Annotated in this window: 2 protein-coding genes; both read left to right on the top strand. The window is 60.1% G+C overall.

All coding sequences use genetic code 11. From position 1 onward, the window contains the following. The first annotated feature begins 251 nt into the window (after window positions 1-251). The gene (locus CLV84_RS07395; protein WP_104419075.1) at window positions 252-16,850 is read left to right on the top strand and encodes a PKD domain-containing protein; all 16,599 of its coding nucleotides are present in this window, start codon (window positions 252-254) and stop codon (window positions 16,848-16,850) included. A 299-nt stretch (window positions 16,851-17,149) separates the two neighbouring features. After that, entirely contained in the window at window positions 17,150-21,133 is a 3,984-nt protein-coding gene (locus CLV84_RS07390; protein WP_104419074.1) for a PKD domain-containing protein, read from the top strand. Window positions 21,134-21,174 lie beyond the last annotated feature (41 nt).

The following is a 21,174-nucleotide window of genomic DNA, read 5'->3' as shown; positions in this document are numbered from 1 at the left end:
CACGAGGTTAGTAAGCGATAATTGTATGTTTTCGGATTTGATCATCCAGGGCCGGATTTCGATTAATTCGGTACGGTAAACAGTGCACGAATTAGCACAATCATTATATGATGACACGCCGGTCGCGCATACCCTTGGAAATCATTTAAAAACGGCGTCAGCCGTCTTTACTACCTTTTTACTCATTGATATCTCACGTTAATACCCAGTTATACTAGTTTAAGTCCTTTACAACACTAAGAACAACACGAATGAACAACCGCAACTACGCGACAGCCGGCCTGTCGCTGACGGCCCTATTATTGCCCTTATTCCTCATTTCCCAGGCTAATATTCTCCCATTACTGGAGAACTTCGATACCTACGGGGAGGGCGACCTGCACGTTATTGCCGCACCGGATTGGATAAAGGAAAACAGTACCGATGCGGTAATCCCGGTAATTACCTCCGGTATACCCGAGGTGACCCACAGCCTTTCGTTTAGCGAGGGCAATCACGCCCACGATTATCAACCGCTGACGGACAACCCGGTGGATCTTGTCGCCAACGAACCCTATTACTTTGGCACCTATTTCAACGTTACTTCCCTGGCCGGCACCGCTACCGCCCGGATCCGGGTGGCTATACGGATAGACGCTCCGAACGGCCAGCAATGGATCCGCCAGCAAATCGCGAAGGGGACAAGCGGACTCATCGCCCGTATCGGACTAGGCGGAGCGGCCTCGGACAACGGGAACGTCCCGATCATTCCGGGTAATACGCTGCAGTTCGTGGTGCGCGGAGTATGGGACGGTCTGAATACGATCACGTACCACTGGACCACCGCTCCAGAACTTACCGATACAGAGACGACGTGGACGGCAGCCGGTACGCATACCGTCAGCGGAACTCCGAGCATGGGGCGACTCTTCATCAGCACCACCGGCGCGGCCGGTAACCAGGCCTTCGTCGGCCCGATCCGCGTCAGTACGAGCTATTCGGACGTAGTGACCGACGTACTCACCCCGGAGCCGCCCGAGGTTGCCTTCCCCTACGAGATCAATTTCCAGGATCAGGCCACTACTCCACCCGCCGGATACTACGCCGATTTCGGCCAGGCCTACGGGCCCAAGCCTTCCGGCCTTACCTACGGATGGACCTTACTTTCTAACGGAAGCCCGATCGATATGACCACCCCGAGCAACGGGATCGGGCGGAACCGGGGGGCGTACCCGCAGTTAGACCTACTCCAGCAAACCCTCGCGCACATGCAGGGCAACGATGTCGGTAGCTGGACAAGCGGGAACCGCAGCAACGAAGGATCCTGGGAAATAGCGGTCCCGAACGGATGGTACCAGGTAGCGGTGAGCGTTGGCGATCCGAACCAGGACAGCGCCCTTTCTGAAACGCCGGACCATTTCATTCAGGCGGAGGACGTGACCATCATCGACGTGTTCGACGTGAACCCCGCATTGCCCGACGGTGATCCGGGACGCTACGCTTACGGGGTCGGTGTAGTCGAAGTCACGGATGGTAAACTGACCATCAACGCCAATCACCCGTTGGCCAACAACACGAAAATAAATTACGCCGTCATCACGCCGACCGAGGAACCCGTATCGGTAGCGGAATGCAGTCCGATCAGTCTGCTCGATTGCAGCACGATCCCCGTATCCCTGCCCTACCGCCTCTCCTTCACGGGTACGGAGGCCGGCCTCGGCGACAAGGACGGGGAGCTCACCGGCTTCACCATGGTCGACAATTACTCCGCACCCCGCATGCCCGAAGACGGTGCGGTAACCTTTCCGGAGGTGAATGGCTACGAACCGTCGCGACTGGACGTAACGGCCGGAAATCTGATCGTGACGGCCGGACGGGGCATTGCCTTCGGAACCCCCACAACCTCGACCAATAACAACAACCAGATCAACACCCTGGGTGTCGGCCTCACCGATCTGGACCTGCCGTTCAGTATTTCGACCCAACTGCTCGGTATCAACACGGGCGCCGGATTCGCCCAGGCCGGTATCTGGTTCGGCACCGACGAGGATAATTACATCAAACTGAACGTCAACGGCGACAACGTGGAACTCCGTAGCGAGGAGGGAGGAGACTTCTCCGCCGCCGGCACGCAGATTCAGCAGCTGGCGGCCGGCGTATCCGGTAGGAACGTCATGCTGCGCATGGAAATAAACCCGACCAACCGGACGGCGACCGCTTACTACTCCATCGACGGCGGAAGCGAACAACTGCTGAACGTAGGTGGCGCTACCATTGCCCTGCAGGAGGCCTTTTTCACCGGACGCACGATCGGCGAGCCGGCTACGCAGATGAGTTTCGCCGGGGTGTACACTTCCTATCGAAACGGTGCCACCTTCAATGCGACTTACGACTACTTTGAAGTCGCCCCGCTGCCCGGATACGCGCCACCGGTCATCGCCGACCAAAGCTTTCCCGTGAGTGAAAGTGTGATCGTCGGCAGCGTGATCAGCAGGATCGTGGCAATCGACCCGGATACGGAAGACCTGAGCTACTCCATATTCTCCGGTAACGAAAGCGGCGTTTTTGCGCTCGACGCCGAAAGTGGCGACCTGCGGCTAGCCAGCCCGCTGGATTACGAACAGGTCACCAGCTACACGCTGCAGGTAGAAGTCAGTGACGGCACCTCCACCGTGCCCGCTACCGTCACGGTAACGGTGACCGATAACGACGAGATACCGACGGCGGCCTTTACCGTATCCGCTCCGGGTAGCACCGTCCCCGTCACCGTAAGCTTCGATGCCTCCGAATCCTCGGACCCGGAGGGGGGCGCGCTTACGTACGATTGGTTTTTCGGGAATGGGAGAACAGGTTCCGGACAGTCGCCGACCAACACGTACGATCAGGCTGGAGATTATACGGTAATCCTCTACGTGATCGACGAAAACGGAAATACAAGTGTCGCCGCTACGGAAATTTTATCGCTTTCCGCGGAAAACGCCGCACCTGCGCTCGCCGCAATCGGTCCGATTACGGTTGCCGAAAACGTGCCCCGTCAGATCGTCCTGACGGCCGATGATGCGAATGCGCTGGATGGTCTCACCTTCTCTGCCAACGACCAACTTCCCCCCTTCGCCCAGCTTACGGATAACGGCGACCGAACGGCTACCCTTACGCTGACGCCCCTCACCGGTGACGCGGGTAGTTATCCCGGCATTACCATTTCCGTATCCGACGGATTGCTGACCGACGAGGAGACCTTTATGCTGACCGTGGAGGAGGCCCCGTGCAGTCCGGTGAGTTTGCTTTCCTGCGACGCCATCCCGGTCGCCCTTCCCTTCCTACTTGGCTTTGACGGCCTGGAGGGTGGCCTAGCGGATGGCGGCGGAGCGCAAACCGGGTTTACGATGGTGGACAACCACAGTCAGCCCCGCCTCACCGAAGACGGTACCCCGACCTACCCTGCCGTCAACGGCTACGAACCCTCGCGACTGAACGTAGCCGCCGGTAACCTCACCATCAGCGCCGGCAAGGGAATTAATTACCTGGCGCGTACGGGAGATATTCGGACGAATACGCACATCAACAACCTGGGCGTGGGAATCACGGACTTCACCGCACCCTTCCTCATCGAAACGCGGTTGCTCGGACTGCAGACCGGCCTCGGATCGGCCCAGGCGGGCCTGTGGTTCGGCATTGACGAAGACAACTTCATCAAGCTCAACATCAACGGCGACCGGGTAGAGCTACGGCGCGAGGTCGGAAGCGTGTCCAACAACGACAGCAACGACGGCATCCAACAGGAAGCCGCCGGGGTGAGCGGTCAGCTGGTCGTGCTGCAGTTGTATATCGACCCCGTCGGCCGCACGGCAAGAGCTTTCTATGCGGTCAACGGCGGTGCGCCCCGACTCCTGAGCGTAGGTGGCGCGTCCTCCATGAATCTTCCCGCTAATTACTTTGGCGGCAGGAGCCTGGGTACTCCTTCCCAAGCGATGAGTTTCGCCGGCGTGTACGCTACTTACCGCAACGGTGACCCCTTCGACGCTACGTTTGATTACTTCAGCCTGGCCCAGAACCACCCCCCGGCCTTCGTGAATCAATCCTTTTCTATCGACGAAAGCACCACCTCGAATGCACTGATCGGCATCCTGCAAGCGAGCGACGCGGAAAGCGACCCCATTCGCTTCGCGCTGGTTGGGGGTAACGAGGACCAGCTCTTCTCCCTCGACCCGGTCTCCGGCGCGCTCCGCCTTGCGGGCAGCCTCGACTTTGAAAACCGGGAGTCTTATGCCCTGACGGTAGCCGCCAGCGACGCCACGGCCACCACCACGGCTACCGTCACGGTCACGGTTACTGACGTGGACGAGTTACCCGTAGCCAGCTTCACGACCATGGCCGCAGGAAACGCCGTACCCGTTACCGTCAGTTTTGACGCTTCCGCCTCCAGCGACCCCGAAGGCGGTCCGCTTACCTACGACTGGGATTTCGGAGACGGCAGCACGGGCGGCGGCGTCCAACCCAGCCATGCGTACACCGTTGCGGGCGACTATACGGTCCGGCTCACCGTAACGGACGATGCCGGTCAGGCGAGTGTCCCGGCTACCGCTTCCCTCTCCCTGACCACCACGAACACGGCACCCTCCCTGGCCCTGATCGGGGATTTGAGCGCGACGGCAGGACAAGCGCGTACGGTCACGCTTACGGCAACGGATGCGGACGGACTGGACGTGCTTACCTTCTCATCCAACGACCAGTTGCCGGCATTTGCGGTGCTGACCGACAATGGGAACCGAACGGCCACGTTGACCCTGCGTCCGACGGCGAATGACGCCGGCACTTACACCGGAATCACCATTACCGTTTCCGACGGAAAAGAAATGGACGAGCAGACCTTTTCCATCGTCGTGGAGGAAGTTGCTTGCAGCCCGCTTAGTCCGCTGCCCTGTAGCGCGATCGCCGTATCCCTTCCGCTCGACCTATCGTTCGAAGGGGATGCCGGTGGCATCATCGGCTCGGGTTTCACGATGGTCGATCCGCCCGCCATCAACCAGTTTCCGGCCACCCCTTCCACTCCCTCCGTACCGGGCCTGGAGGAAGACCTGCTCGCCATTTCCGGTGGAAAACTAATCGTAACGACCACCAAGGGTATTAACTACGAGCTACCTCCGGCCAGTAGCGACAACAATAGCCAGGTAAACGCCCTTGGGGTGGGCTTGACGCCACAGACGACGCCGTTCACGATCACCACCGTACTGGATCAACCGGATTACACCCAGAGCGCCGGCAACAACTTCCAACAGGCGGGGCTGTGGTACGGCCTCGATGGTGACAACTTCGCCAAACTGGTCGTGATCAAGCGAAGCGATACCGAACAGCAGGTGCAGCTCTCGCTGGAACATCTGGACCCGGCCAACCCCGCTGTCGTAGTAATCACGGAGATAGACGCGGCAATCGTGCCGGCGACTGCTTCCACCCTTCGCCTGCGGATGGAGATCGACCCCGCTACCGGCATCCTGCAAGGGTATTACCAGATCAATCAGAACCCGGAAGTGCTGGTTACCGAGTTGGGCGTCAACTCGGTGGTATTGCCCACGGGGTTCCTAACCGGCCGGGATCACGACAACGATCCCGCCACCCCCTCGCTGTCTTTCGCGGGCATCCACGGCACCCATCGACGCGCTGCGGTAACGGAGCCAATGAAGTTCGTCTTTAACAACTTCACGATCGAGGCAGAAGCCCCCCCGGCTTTCCTCAGCTTCTCTCCGGAAAGCATCCAGGTCTCCTATGCGGAAGGAGCTACCATCCCGGCCCTGGTATCCACGCTGTCGGTAAGCGATAGCGGTACACCGGAGATCTCGTTCTCCGAAGATGCCGATGCGTCCGGCTGGTTGATCCTACCGATCGATCCCGCTCCGGGGGCCCTCAGCTTCAGGGTACAGCCCAACCTCCCGGTAGGAACGTATGCTACGACCATACTTGCCACGGCTACCGGCTACGAAACCGCGGCGCTGGACCTCCTCGTCAGGGTGATGGCCGACGAGCCGGTGATCAGCCTTAACCCCTCCCGCGTGGTAGTGGACGAAGTGGTCGGAACGACCGGAAAGGAAACTACTATTTCCGTAACCAATACGGGAACGGCTACGCTGCTGAATCCCGTCGCCACGCTGACGGGATCGACGGCCTTCAGCCTGCCCTCGGCTACGCTTCCCGCCCAGCTCGCACCAACCGAATCCGCGACCCTCACCGTTCGCTTCTCCCCCGGCACGGAGGGCAATCACGCGGCGACCCTTACGGTTTCCGCCGGGAATGCTTCTCCCGCTACGGTGAGGCTTAGTGGACTGGGTAAAGACGGCACCGGTGGCACCAACGAGCCTTCGCTTCAGTATATCTTCCATACTTACGGACTGGGTATCTCGGTTGGCGATCAGCAGGTAGCCACTAACCTCATCGATCTGCCGGCTGGCAAAACGTACAACGACCTGCTCGGGGATGAATTAAAAATAGAGCGGTTCGAGCAAACCGGCACCGGCAACGTGACCCTGGAAGTGCTGTCCGTCTACGGCCCCGAGAGCAACAACCCCATCGTCGGGTTCGGATGGTATACCAGCGGCGACCCGGCAAGCCGGAATGAATTATTCACCGTGGCCCTCAACGGAGCCGGAAGCGGCCAGACGCTAAATCCGGTCCCGACCGGATCGCTTTCCTTCGACCCCGGTAGTGAGCCCTTCGGCTTTTATAGCCGTTGGCCCGCCTTCGCCAACCGCCACCTGTACAGTGAAGATGCCCTGAATACCTTTTCCGGAGCCATTCCTCACCACGTGCGCGTCTACGCCCTTCCCGGCGAAGCCAATGCCTACGTAATTGCCACGGAGGAGCATATCAGCGGATTTGACTATCAGGATATCGTGGTCATCGCGCGCAACGTAAAGCCGGCCGAGGAAGATCCGGTCGCTTCTACCCTACGGATCAACTTTTCAGACGCCGCTACGCCAGCCCCGCAGGGATATTTGCGCGACTATGGCCAGCCCTACGCCAACAAAGGCGCCTACACCTTCGGATGGGTGAGCCCGGGCACGACCACGCCCGTCAGCCTGGAAGGAAACGGTCGGAACCGCGCCCCGGACCCCGATGTCAATACCCTAGCCGAAACGCTGATCCACATGCAGTATGGCGACACCGGCGGCACCAACGGAACCCCCACTCCCGGATCGTGGGAGATTGCCTTGCCCAACGGAAGCTATCAGGTGCGAGTTACGGTCGGCGATACGGACACCGAAAACGAACCGAACGTCCGGCACCGCATCAGTTCGGAAGGCGTTGTACTCGTCGACAACCCCGTTACCCAGAACACGAATCAGAACATCTTCACCGGCAGTGGGAACGTCACGCTGACCGACGGTCGGCTCACCCTGGAAGCCACCGGCGGTTTCAACGTCAAGATCATGGCGGTGGAGATCAGTGGCATCAATGGAGCACCGATCGCTTATTTCTCCGATGTCACCCCCGCCAACGGGGAAAACAAGGTCGCGGTGACCAACTTCCAGATCACGGCGGTGGTCAACACGCCGGCGGGATACGAATTGGACAAAAACTCGTTGGTCGGCAACGTGAAGCTATACGAACAAACCGCTGCGGGGCTGGAAGAGGTGCCCTCCAACGCCAACGATACCGGGGGCGGCGACGCCATCACCCTCACGCCTTCCACCAACCTGAAAAAGTCGACGGTCTACGTCTTCGAGATCATCGGCGTGGAAGCGAATAAAGTGAACGACCTCACCACCCGCATCCCGTTTGAACCCTTGGTCACCAGCTTCACTACGACTTCGGAAGACGACACGAATACGCCCGTCGACCTGACCGGCGTCAGCTTTACCCCCGTCAGGGGAAGCGCGCTGGGCGAAGGGGTCATTGATCGCTTCACCAGCCTGGTGATCGGCCCGGATGGCAAACTCTACGGTTCGACCACCGGAGAGGTCATCAAGCGCTGGACCATCGCCGATGACGGAACCCTCACCGACCTGGAAGAACTCACCATCGATCTGCGCGGAAGCACCCACCCGGTAACCGGTACGCCGGCACCCGACGACCGGCTGATCATCGGCCTGACCTTCGCGCCGACTTCCACGCCGGAAAACCCCGTGGCCTACATCACCCATAGTGCGCTCACGTTCACGAACGGGCCGGAGTGGGACGGGAAGCTTACCCGGATTAGCGGACCGAATTTCGAAACGGTGGAGGACGTGCTCATCCACCTCCCGCGCTCCGCTAAGGACCACCTGACGAACAGTGTAATCGTAGGCCCCGACAACGATCTCTTCATCGTCCAGGGCAGCAACTCGGCCGGCGGCGAGCCCGACCTGGCCTGGAACTTCCGCAAGGAGCGGCTATTAGCCGCCGCGGTGCTGCGCGTCGAGCTCGACAAGTTGCCGACCCAACTTCCCCTGAGCCTGTTCACCACGGACAATATCGCCGTGATCAACGCCGCCCCGGCTACCGGGACTACGATGTCCGACGGCACCTACAACCCGTACTCGGCCGACTCCCCGGTTACCCTCTTCGCCACCGGCATTCGGAACGCCTACGATATGGTTTTCCATTCCAACGGCTGGATGTACATCCCGACGAACGGTACGGCCGGCAACAATTCCAACTCTCCCAATACTCCGGCTTCGTTGCTTTACACGACAGCGGATCCGGACCGGAGTGGCGTTCGTCGTCCCAACGGCACCTACTTTACCGATCCTACTATCCCGGGTGTCACGGGCGGCGAAACACAGAAAGACTGGCTCTTCAAATCCAGGGGCGGGAGCTACCATGGCCACCCCAACCCCTACCGCGGAGAATTCGTGCTCAACCACGGCGGCCGGGCCTATTCCGGGCTGCCCGGCCAGGTAGAGGCATCCTACGTCGACGTGAACAAGTACCCCAGCGACCTGGGCCCCGACCCGAATTACCTGGAGGTCGCCTTTGACTTCGGTAAAAACAAGTCGCCAAACGGTGCGCTGGAGTATCGATCCAACGCTTTTGACGGCAAGTTGAAGGGCATGCTCCTGGTGACGCGTTTCAGCGGCCAGGACGACATTCTCGTGCTCCAACCGGGCAATAGCTCCGGCGACGTAATCGCCGAGTACCCCGATGTTCCCGGACTTCAGGGAATGGACGATCCGCTCGAAGTGGTAGAGGACCTTCGGACCGGTAACCTTTACGCCGCCCAGTACGACCGGGACGGCAATTTGAATCAGCAACTCGTGTTGCTGCGCGCCGACGTCCCGGCCCTGCCCGAAGCGATTATCGCAGCCGCTCCCGCCGAACGCATCTTCGAGATTACCACCAATGCCGAGGGGCAAACCACGGACACGAAAGATGTCATCATTACCAACGAAGGCAATACCGACCTCACCATCACCGGTGTCACGCTGGAGGGCCCCTTTGCCAGCCAGTTCACCTTCACCGGCCCCGCAACGGCTACCCTGGCTCCCGGTGAAACCACGACGTATACCGTCACGTATGCCCCGAACCTGAATTCGTCCGACCTTGGCTACCAGGAGGCCAGCTTATCCATTGCCGGTAACGGGAACAAAGGAGAAGCTTTCTCCGTCGGTCTGCACGGATTGAAGAAGGCCGGATTCGAAGGGGGTGAAGAGCCTCCCTTGCAGGATGTCGTGGACGCGCTCGGCATCGGCATCGACGTCGGCTGGACTACCCTGGCCAGCAATACGTCCCCCGCTCCGATGGGTGAGGAAGTGCTGGTGCCCCTGTTCGAAGCAGCCGGACCGGGAATGGTCGGTATTATCCCGGTCGCCCGCTACTCTCCCGCCGAGCGGCTTCCCTTCGGCTGGTACACCAATCTGGGCGGAACCGTAACGCTCAACGAAGTCGGCGCGCAACTCGGACAGGGTGACCTACCGAACGCCCAGACCCTCTTCCCCGCGGTAGAGGAAGGTACCGCCGCCAGTTTTGACCCCCTCGGTGCCTTTTTCGGCATCTACGTGAAGTCCAACACCTTCAACCGGGTCAACTACACCGAGGACGTACTGAATACCGGAATCGCCCACCGCAGCCGCATCTATCCGGTTCGGGACCGCACCGGGCAGTTGGTCGCCAATAGCTACCTGGTGACCTTTGAAGATGCCAGCAACGGGGACTATCAGGACTACGTCTACCTACTGACCAACGTGAAGCCGTATGCCGCCGGCGCGCAGGTGCTGGCCTTTAATCCGGAAACGATAAACCTTCCCGTACAGACCGGCGACGTCTCCGCAAGCCGGAGCAGCACCCTGACCGCCAGCTCCGCGCTGGGTAGCAACCAGGTAACGCTGATCGCAAGCGAAAGCTGGATCGTATTGCCCGGCTCCACCGATTTAGGTACCCCCATGGATTTCGCCGTCGACGCTACGCTGCTGAGCGAAGGCGTCTACGAAGGAACCGTAACCGCGACCGCACCGGGCTTTGCGCCGGCTACCCTGTTCGTTACGGCTTCCGTTACCCGGGAGGCCATCTACAGTACGCGGATCAATTTCCAGGATGGAACCTTCACCCCTCCCGCGAGCTATGTAGCTGACGTTGGCCTTGCCTACGGTAGCCGGGGCAACGGGCTGGAATACGGGTGGATCGATCCGTCCACCCGCCTCCCCACCGATAACACGGCCCAGGCGCGGGGCGCCGAGCGCGGTGTGACCGAAGCCAGTTCGGATGCGAATAAGCTCCTCCGGTCGCTGAATATGTTCGACCGCATCAACAACAACGTTCCCCGGGATTGGGAAATCGCCCTCCCGAATGGCACCTACCAGGTGGAACTGGCCGCGGGTGACCCGGATTACCTCGACAGCCGACACACCATTCGCGCGGAAGGCGTAGTCGTGATCGACGATTTCGTTCCTACGGCCGCCGAATACTACCGTTCCGGCATTGCCCTGGTCGAGGTACTGGACGGCAAGCTTACCCTGGACGACGTCGGCGCAACAGCGGATGGGAATACCAAAATTCTTTATCTGAACATTGCCGAGATCGACGTGGCGAACGCACCGCCGCTCGTGGCGGCAATCGTGGACGGACAGGAAGACGGTCAAGGGAACTACCGGGGCAATGTGGTAGTCACCATCTCCGCCACCGATCGCTCCGGCAGCGGGATCAACACCCTGAAGTACAGTCTTGACGGCGTGACCTTCACCGACTACACCGGACCCCTATCGCTCGACCTCCCCAATGGAGCCGCTCAATTCGATTACCACGTCCGCTTTGTCGCCTCGGATAACAATGGCAACCAGGCAACCGACTCCGTAAGCTTCTCCCTGCTGGCACCCAGCGGGGCCCTGGCACGGATCGAGAACATGACCAAAGTACCGGGCACGCAGCGCGGCTTCCCGGCGGAGGATTTCTTCACCTTCCACCGCAACAACGATCCGATCAACAGCATCGGACAAGTCACCTTGATGCACGATCAGAACGTGGTCCGTATCCATAACGACGGGACGAATCCCTTGGTCATCTCCGACATCACGAGTACGAATCCCGCCAACTTTACGGTCACTGGATTAACGATCCCCGCGGGAGGGCTATCGGTTGCTCCGGGTGGCTTCGTCGATGCCACCGTCACCTTCGTGACGACTGGAGGTTCCGGAAAGCGGTTGGTTACCGAATCGCTGGTTCTGGTCAGCAATGCCGACAACGCCTCCGACACCCGGGCCACCTTCCGGGGTGCCTACATGATCCGTCCGGAGGGGGGGAACGAAATCACAGCGCAGCAGGTCTTCGACGCATTCGGCTTCTCCACCGAACTGGGGCGCGATGCGAACAACAACATCATCGTGCGTCCGAGCTCGGATTTCCCGACCGCCGAACAAGTCGATTCCGGGGCGGAAGGGGATATGATCCTTTCGGGATTCTTCGTTCAGGCCGATCCGTCGAAGCCGATGCAGATGATGCAGTTATCGGCCCTGCACGGACCCAGCAGCGTCGGTATCTCCCTGCGAAACGCGAACTACGAGATCGTAAGCGCCCTGCGCTACGAGCACGGCGACCTCTACCACCAGACGCTGTTGCCCAAACGGAGCAATACGTCGACCGAGATCGCCGGCGACCGGGCAAACGTCGTAAGCGAACCCTTCCAGATCACTATTGCCGGATACAGCACCCTGGGTAGTGGCACCGACCCCGACAAGATTCTCGGGATCAGAATCTACCGCGCCATCGACGCATCCGGAAACGTAATCCCGAACGAGTACATCGTCAATCAGGATTACATCGGTTCGGGCTGCGGTCAAGGCTCCGCCAACTGCGACTGGAACGACAATACCGCTTATCTGATCAATGCCCGACCGGTAGGTGTCCCGACCGCCGCGCCGATTGCCGATCTGACGGTCCAGGTAGACGAACCGCAGAACTACGCCGTGGCGCAGGCCTTCGATAAGGGATATCCCGGGAATCGCCTTCGCTACTCGGCTACCCTTGTCGGCGGTGCGTCCCTCCCCGCCTGGATCACCCTCGACGGGGCAACCGGCACCTTCAGCCTGACCGCACCCGCCGAAGCCTTCGCGCAGCAGTTCAGCATCCAGGTCACGGCGACCGACTACAACCTGCTTACCGCAACCTCCACGTTCACCATTACGGTGGAAGATGACGCGATTGTTTGTGAGGTCGAAGCGAACGACGACGGCCTGGTAAAAGTACTCGACTGCGATTCCGGAAGCGTCCAACTCAGCGGCCGTAGCTCGACGGATACCTATTTATGGACGGGCCCCGCAAACTTCACGTCTACCGAACGCAACCCCATCGTCTCCGTGGCCGGCATTTACCAACTATCCACGGGTACGGGTGACCGGGCTTCCTGCCCCCGCACCAGCAGCGTGGAGGTATTTCCGGCCGTCGACTGCGGTGAAGCCCCAGCGGTAGCCATTCGCATCAACGCGGGTGGACCGACCCTTACCTACGGAGGAAAGGAATTCGTGACCGACGTAAACTTCATTGGTGGTAAGGAATACATCAATGCTTCCGCGGCCGTAGACGCGCTCTACCAAAGCGAACGCAGTGCCGCCCCCCCGGCGGTGTTCGGCTACTCGATACCCGTGCCCAACGGCACCTACACCATCAATCTGCACTTCGCCGAGGTTTATTTCGGAGCCAGCGGCGGGGGAACGGGAGGAACCGGAAGCCGCATCTTTGACGTTACCCTGGAAGGAGACCTCGTCCTGGATAATTACGACATCATCGCCGATGTAGGATCCGAAACCGCGACCGTCAAGCCTTTCCAGGTAACCGTTACGGACGGAACGATCGATCTGGAATTGGACGCACGCCCGGAAGTAGGGGGCACCAACCAACCCAAGCTCTCGGCGCTGGAAATCCTGTCGGAGTCCTTGGATCCGAACGTTGCGCCTTCGGCCCTGGCTACGGCCACCCCCACCACCGGGGTAGCGCCGCTGGCGGTACAATTCGACGGAAGCGGCTCTTTTGACAGCGACGGCACGATTGCGAGCTATGCGTGGAACTGGGGCTCCGGAAGCCTCACCGGCGTAGCGCCCCGGTTTAGCTTCACGGAAGGCAGCTACAACGTGACGCTCACGGTGACGGACACCGACGGCGCCGAGGCCACCGACGTGATCAGCATTACGGCTACCCAGCCTACGAGCGGCGATTTGAAGAGGACCGCCATCCTCGAAGCGGAATGTGCCACCGTAGGATCCCGCTGGACGATCGTCACCGACGCGTTGGCCAGTGAGGGTCGGTACGCGGTAGTGGAACAGGGCAATGCCACTAGTCTCCCCCCCGCGGACGTCCCGGAAAACCGGATTCGATTCATCACCCCCACCATGGAGGCGGGCGACTATACCGTTTTCGCGAGAATACGCGCGGCCTCCAATACGGACGACTCCTACTGGTTACGCGTCAACAACGGGGACTGGTTTGCGTGGAACAGCGATGTACAACGAGGAAGCGGATTTAACTGGAACCAGAAACCCGGCGGCCGTATTCCCCTCGCGGAAGGAGTCAATACCGTTGACTTTGCCTACCGGGAAGATGGGACCCAGCTGGATAAGATTCAGCTTAGCCAGCTCACTACTCCGCCGAGCGGATTTGGGGATCCCGCCACCAACTGCGACGGTACGCCGACCAATCAGCCGCCGGTAGCCGTGGCAGCCGCCACCCCGACGACTGGTACGGCGCCCCTCGCGGTACGCTTCGATGGCAGCAATTCCTTCGATCCCGACGGCACCGTCGCCTCCTACGCATGGAACTGGGCGGGCCAACGGCTTACCGGAGCTAGCCCCGCCTTCACCTTCGCCGCGGGCACCTACGCCGTTACCCTGACCGTCACCGACGACCAAGGGTTGGAAGCGACTGACGTGGTGACCATCACTGTTGGTCCCTCCACACCCCCCGAAAACGTCACCGCAACCACCCTGGAGGCCGAATGTGCTACCGTCGGAAGTAGCTGGAGGACGGTAGAGGATGTTGCCGCCAGCGGTGGTCGCTACGTAGTTGTACTGGGTTCCAACTCAACCGCTACTTCGCCCGGAGACGTTGCCGCGAATTACATCCGGTTCATTACCCCGGAAATGGAAGCGGGCAACTACAACGTGTTCGCGCGCATCGATGCCGCTACCAACGCAGACGACTCTTACTGGTTTCGGGTAAACGGCGGTAGCTGGTATGCCTGGACGCGCAACATCCAGCGGGCCACCGGCTTTGCCTGGAACCTGAAGCCGAACGGCACCATTGCGCTCGGTGCGGGTAGCCACACGATAGACTTTGCCTACCGCGAAGACGGAACCAAACTGGATAAGCTCCACCTGGATAAGGACGCCTCCTTCCCCACCGGATTCGGGGAGACGGCCAACAACTGCTCGGGCACGCCGGGTGAGCCCGACCTGGATGAGGACGGTATAGTGGATGCGGAGGATAACTGTCCGACCGTTTACAATCCGGACCAGCGGCTGGGTACCTTCTACGCCGATTTCGACGGTGACGGGCTCGGTGATCCGGACAACCGCATCGATGCCTGTGAAGCACCGGCGAATTTCGTCCGCGTAGCGGGAGACAACTGCATTAGCGTGGCTAACCCCGACCAGCTGGATTTCGACGGCGACGGCCTGGGGGATGCTTGTGACCCGGACGATGATAACGACGGGGTACCCGACGGAAGCGATTGCAATCCGCTGGACGCCGCCGTGCAGTCGGCCGAACTCTATTACCGCGATGTCGATGGCGACGGATTCGGGGACCCCGCCGACAGTCAGTTGGCCTGCACCCAGCCGGCCGGCTTCGTCCGCAACGCCACCGACAACTGCCCGACCGTTTTTAACCCCCTCCAGGAAGATGCCAATAACAACAACGTTGGTGACGCCTGCGAGGGCACCGTGGCAGGCCGTACGGCTTATTGGTTGGAAGCAGAATGTGCGGTGGTGGGAAGCCGGTGGTCCGTCGAGATCAACGCGCTTGCCTCCCAGGGTTCCTACGTACACATCCCCGACCGTCGATCCATGACGTCCGCGCCACCGGATGAAGCAGCTAACCACCTCCGTTTCGAGGTAGCAAACGCTGAAGCGGGAACCTTCTACGTCTTCGGAAGAATGCTGGCCGCCGACGCGGACAGCGACAGTTTCTGGGTACGCGTGAATGGCGGCAGCTGGGTGCAATGGAGCCGGGGTATCAGCCGGGGTCAAGAGTTCCTCTGGAATAAACTGCCCGGAACCATTAACCTGTCCGCCGGCTCGAACGTCATCGAAATCGCCTACCGGGAAGGTCGGACCCAGCTGGATAAGCTGCACCTGAATAAGGTAGATCGCTTACCAACCGGTTTCGGCGAAGCATCCGACAACTGTGGGGCTTCCGCTCCGCAGGCGCCCGTGGCGGTAATCGTCGGTGGGCCCTTCGCTGGGGATGCCCCGTTCACCGTAACCCTGGACGGAAGTTCATCCTACGATCCCGACGGTAGCCTTTCCACCTACGAATGGACCTGGAATGGAGGCACTAGCCAGGGAGCGGTAACCTCCGTTACCTTCCCGGCCGGGGTTTACACGGTTACCCTTACGGTTACCGACGATGCCGGCCTGGTGGACCAGACTACTACCCAGGTGACCTCCACTCCCCTGGCCCTGGAGGCCGAATGCGCCGATGTGGGTGCGGGTTGGCAGAGGATTCCGGACAGTGGAGCTTCCGGACAGACCTACGTCGTGCTTTCCGGCCCGTCTTCCTTCGATGCTCCTACTACCGATGATCCGGACCAGCAGGTAGTATTTCCCTTCTCGGTAAGTGAGACGGCGGATTACTCCGTATTCGTTCGGCTGAATGCACCCGACCCCGGAAGAAATTCATTCTGGGTACGGGTGGACGACGGCCCCTGGATGAAGTTTTGGAAAACCAGTTCCGGCAACCAGTTCCTAACCAACGGCTTCGAATGGTTTGCCCTTACCGACGACGCAAATCCCGTCCGTTTATCCCTCGCCCCCGGGTCGCACGTACTAACGGTGGCTAACCGGGAATCCGGGACGCAACTTGATAAAGTCGTTGTATCTAGAAGCAACGTGTTCCCGTCCGGAACCGGCCCCGAGGCACCAAGTTGCCGGGAATCGTCCACGGAGATGACGATGTTCCGTCCGGCGGCGAATCAGGATACCGGCTTGAATACGCTTACGGATGCGTCGCTCGTCAGCCTATATCCCAATCCGGTCCGAAACCTGCTGAACGTCAGCATACGTTCGGAGTACCGGGGAAGGGTCGAGCTGCGGGTGTACGATGGCAGCGGCCGGGCGGTCAGCCACCAGGAGTTCGACAAAACGGACGAGCGCCTGCAGCTGACCCTGGATACTACCGACTTACCCGCCGGAACCTACCGCAGTGTAGTCGTCGAAGCGGATCGCAGCACGGTAAGCACCTTCGTAAAGGTGTATTAACCTAGGCTGACCCGCCGGATCAAAGGGCCGTATCTCTCTGGAGATACGGCCCTTTTCGTTCGTGTTAGACGGGCGAATCCCGGAAGGCCGGGAAAAAACCCGGTAAGAAGGACCCGTTTTAAAATATAAGTACGATATTTGTGCGCATCAAACCCATGCCGGCCGAGCAGTATAGCTGAGGTTGGTGGTCTTCCATAAAGTAAATCGACGGGAATTATAAGCCATGCAGTCCTGCGGACCGCTTCGGCCCATTTTTCTTTAGTGTCTTGCTTTTTGGATAACCACTTAACCAACCGTACATGCACTCAACCTTTACGCTTAGTGGTAGCTGTCTACCCCATGCATTGTTCCTGCTCCTGGTGTGTTTCGGACCGTTTAGTCCCGGCAACCTAGGAGCAACCGCTTCGGCCAGCGGTGCCATCGTTCGGGTTGAGAACATGACGAAAGTGCCCGGCACCAATCGGGGTTTCCCCGCCGAAGACTTCTTCACGTTTCACCGCATCCTGAACCCGATCAACACCAAAGGGGCCCAACTCCTCACCGCGGATCGCAACAAAATGCGCATTCACAACGATGGTACCGGCACGCTTAAGATTACGAAGCTTACGTCTACCAACACCGCCAACTTTACCATCACCGGCGCCAGGATCCCCAGCGGCGGGCTGTTGATCGAGCCGGGTAACTACATCACGGTAACCGTCAATTTCGTGACCGATTACGGACAAGCCAAGCGCCTGGTCACCGATAAGCTGGTTATGGACAGCAACGCCGACAATGCCGCCAAGGTGAACGTGACCTTCCGCGGCGCCTACATGAATAAGCCGGAAGGGGGATTTGAAATAGACGCCCAGAAAGTATTCGCCTCCTTTGGCTTCCAGACCGAGATGGGCAAAGACCAGTACGGCAACTACATCGTACGCCCGAGCTCTGACTTTCCCACCGAAGCGGACGTCAATGCCGGTAAGCACGGTGACCTGATCCTGTCGCGGTGGTTCGAACAGGCCGACCCGAAGAAACCGATGCGAGCATTTCAGTTGGCCGCCTTCCACGGGCCGGGGCAGGTGAAAACCGAACTCCGTGGTGACAGGAACGTCCTGCTGAACGATATGGTCTTCGTGCACGGCAGCGCCTACCACCAAAGCCTTTTGTCGCGGACCACGGACGCATCCAGTGAAATTGCCGGCAAGTACACCTCCCGGCTCGATGGCCGCTTCAAGATCAACATCGCCGGATTTACCACTCTCGGAGGCACGCCGAGCGGAACCCTCCGGGACGAGATTCTCGCCATCCGCGTCTACCGCGTCATCGACCACAACGGCCGTACGGTACCGAACGAATACATTGCCCTGATGGATTACATCGGGACGGGCTGTGGCGAGGGCTCTTCCAACTGCGACTGGAACGATAACGCCATCTACATCATCAATGCGCGGCCCGAGGGCGTACCTACCGGTCTTGAAATTCCGAACCTTACCGTACAGGCAGGAAAGCCGGCGGAAATGACCGTCAACGGTGCTTTCGACCGGGGCTACCCCGGCAACGCCTTCACCTACTCGGCGTCCCTGGCCGGAGGTGGCACCCTACCCACCTGGGTAAAATTTGATAAAACGACCGGCACCTTCGCTATGGTAGCCCCCTCCGGAGCCGTAGGCAATCTCTACGAGATCGAGGTGACGGCTAAAGACTACAATGGACTGACCGCCCGTGCGACCTTCGCCCTGGTGGTGGACAACGCCGCGCTTTCCTGTTCGGTCAATGCCAATACCTCCGGCACCGGCAAGGTCCTGGATTGCACCGATGGCCGGGTTCGCCTCAGCGGATTTACCTCCACGGGCACCTACCGCTGGTCCGGCCCCAACGGCTTTACCAGCACGGCACAACAACCGACGGTCAGTAAGCCGGGTATTTATAAGCTCGCCGCCGGCAGCAACTGCGACCGCATCAGCGTCGTGGAGGTATTCGCCGATCCAAACTGCGAAAGCGGTACTGCTAGTAATACCGCTCCCGTAGCGGATGCCTCCGCCAGCACGTTAACGGGCGATGCGCCCCTGACGGTAACCCTGGACGCTACCGCATCCCGGGACCCGGACGGCAGCATCGTCGAATATGCCTGGACTTGGCCGGGTAACACCGCCGCCGGTCCGACGCCGGAACTGGTTCTCGACGAAGGCACTTACAAAATCACCCTCACCGTACGCGACAACCGGGGAAAATCCGCCACGGACGTAGTGACCATTACGGTGAATCCGGAGCCCGTTCCACGCGCGACAAACTTCTGGCTGGAAGCCGAATGCGCCAGCGTGGGCAGCAACTGGATAACCGCCAACAGTGGCGCCGCTTCCGGCGGAAAATATGTCGTTTCCGAGAAGAGCTCCACCGGCAGCCGGCCGGAAGACGTGCCCGCCAACCGCGTCCGGTTCACCATCAACGACGTAGAGCAGGGGCCTTACTACCTGCTCGCCCGCGTGCTGTCACCGGACGTGAATTCCGATTCCTACTGGGTACGGGTAAACGGACAGTCGTGGTTTGAATGGAAAAGGGATATCGACCCGGGAACCGGTTTCCAGTGGAATCTCTACTCCGGCAACAGTTTTCCCTCGCTGAAGGAGGGAACGAACACCATCGATTTCGCTTTTCGGGAGGCGGGTACCCAATTAGACAAACTCCTCATTTCGCGGCTAAATACCCTGCCCACCGGCCAGGGCGAAGCGGCCGGCAACTGCGGTACGGTTGCCAATCAGCCCCCGGTAGCCCGCGCCACCGCATCGGCCACCTCCGGCGTGGCGCCACTGACGCTGACCCTCGACGGCGGCACCTCCACCGACCCGGACGGATCCATCGTTTCCTATAACTGGAAGTGGTCGGGTGGAAGCGGTAGCGGCAAACAGCAAGTAGTGACGCTCGGGGCAGGCAACTATGCCATCACGCTCACGGTAAAGGACGACGACGGCGCAACGGCCTCGAAAGTCGTGAACGTAGCCGTGACCGCGGAGCCGGCGGCCGGCGAAAACGAGTTCTGGTTGGAAGCCGAATGCGCGATCGTGGGTTCCAAGTGGAGCGTCGGGGCAGCAGGTGCAGCGTCCAATGGTAGCTACGTCGTCGTGAAATCCGGAAATTCCTACAACTCCCCTCCTACGGACGTCGCATCCAATCGTATCCGCTTCTCGGTCAATACGTCTGCGGCGGGTTCCTACCGCCTCTTTGCCCGCGTGCTGGCCGCCTCCGGGCTCGACGACTCCTTCTACCTCCGCGTCAACGGAGGTAGCTGGTATTCCTGGAGCCGCGGTTTATCCGGCGACGACGGTTTCGTCTGGCGCGAATACCCCCGGGGCACCGTAAACCTGCGGGAGGGCACGAACACCATCGACATTGCTTACCGGGAAGACGGCACCCAACTCGACAAGCTTTTCCTCACCACCGCCACCACGGTACCCCAGGGCTTAGGTGGGGTAGACGACAGCTGCGAAGACGTGGCGGACGACGGTTCCGACCAGTGGCTGGAAATCGAGTGTGGCGACGTTGGCGCGGGATGGTCCACCGTTTCTGGCGGCGGGGCATCCAATGGTACCTACATCGTTTACAACGGAACGCGCAATATTGAGGACCCCCGCACCGCTCCGGCGGACGAGCGGGCGGCCTACTCCTTCGACATTGCCACCGCAGGAGACTACCACCTGTTCCTCCGGTTAAGCGCTCCTGATTTTGGCAAGAATTCCCTGTGGATCAAGGTGGACGACTACAGCTGGATCGAGATGTGGAAAGAGGTGGGGGACGAGAAGCTGATCACCAACGGATTCGAATGGCGCAAAGTCAACGACGATGGCGTAGACCTGACCTTTTCCTTAGGGGTTGGCCAGCATACCATCGAAGTGGCCAACCGCGAATCGGGAACCATGCTTGATAAGCTTAAATTATCCCTTTCTCCGACCCTTCCGGTGGGAGAGGGTACCGCCGCTACGAATTGTGCTTCCGCCCAACTCATGCGATTTACCCCCGATCGGGAGCCGGTAGCCCAAAAGCTGCAGGAGACGCCCGGGTCGTTGGAAGTGTTTCCTAACCCGGTCGGAGATGAGCTGAATCTCCGTTACGCGGCCCCCTATGTCGGGTGGGTCGACCTGACCATTTTCGACGTGAACGGCCGAACGGTAGCGAAGCTCCAAAGGGAAAAACCCGGCCAGCAGCTGAATGTCCCGATCGACGTCGGGCATCTGGCCCCCGGAATGTATCACGTACGGGTCGTGGGTAGCGGACTGCCGACCGTACTGCCCTTTATTAAACGATAACCGCAATCCTTTTTCCGGCGGCATGGCACCCGCGCTCGCCG

Source organism: Neolewinella xylanilytica, from assembly GCF_002934605.1.
Lineage (GTDB): Bacteria > Bacteroidota > Bacteroidia > Chitinophagales > Saprospiraceae > Neolewinella > Neolewinella xylanilytica.
This window is presented reverse-complemented; position numbering and strand designations above follow the sequence as displayed.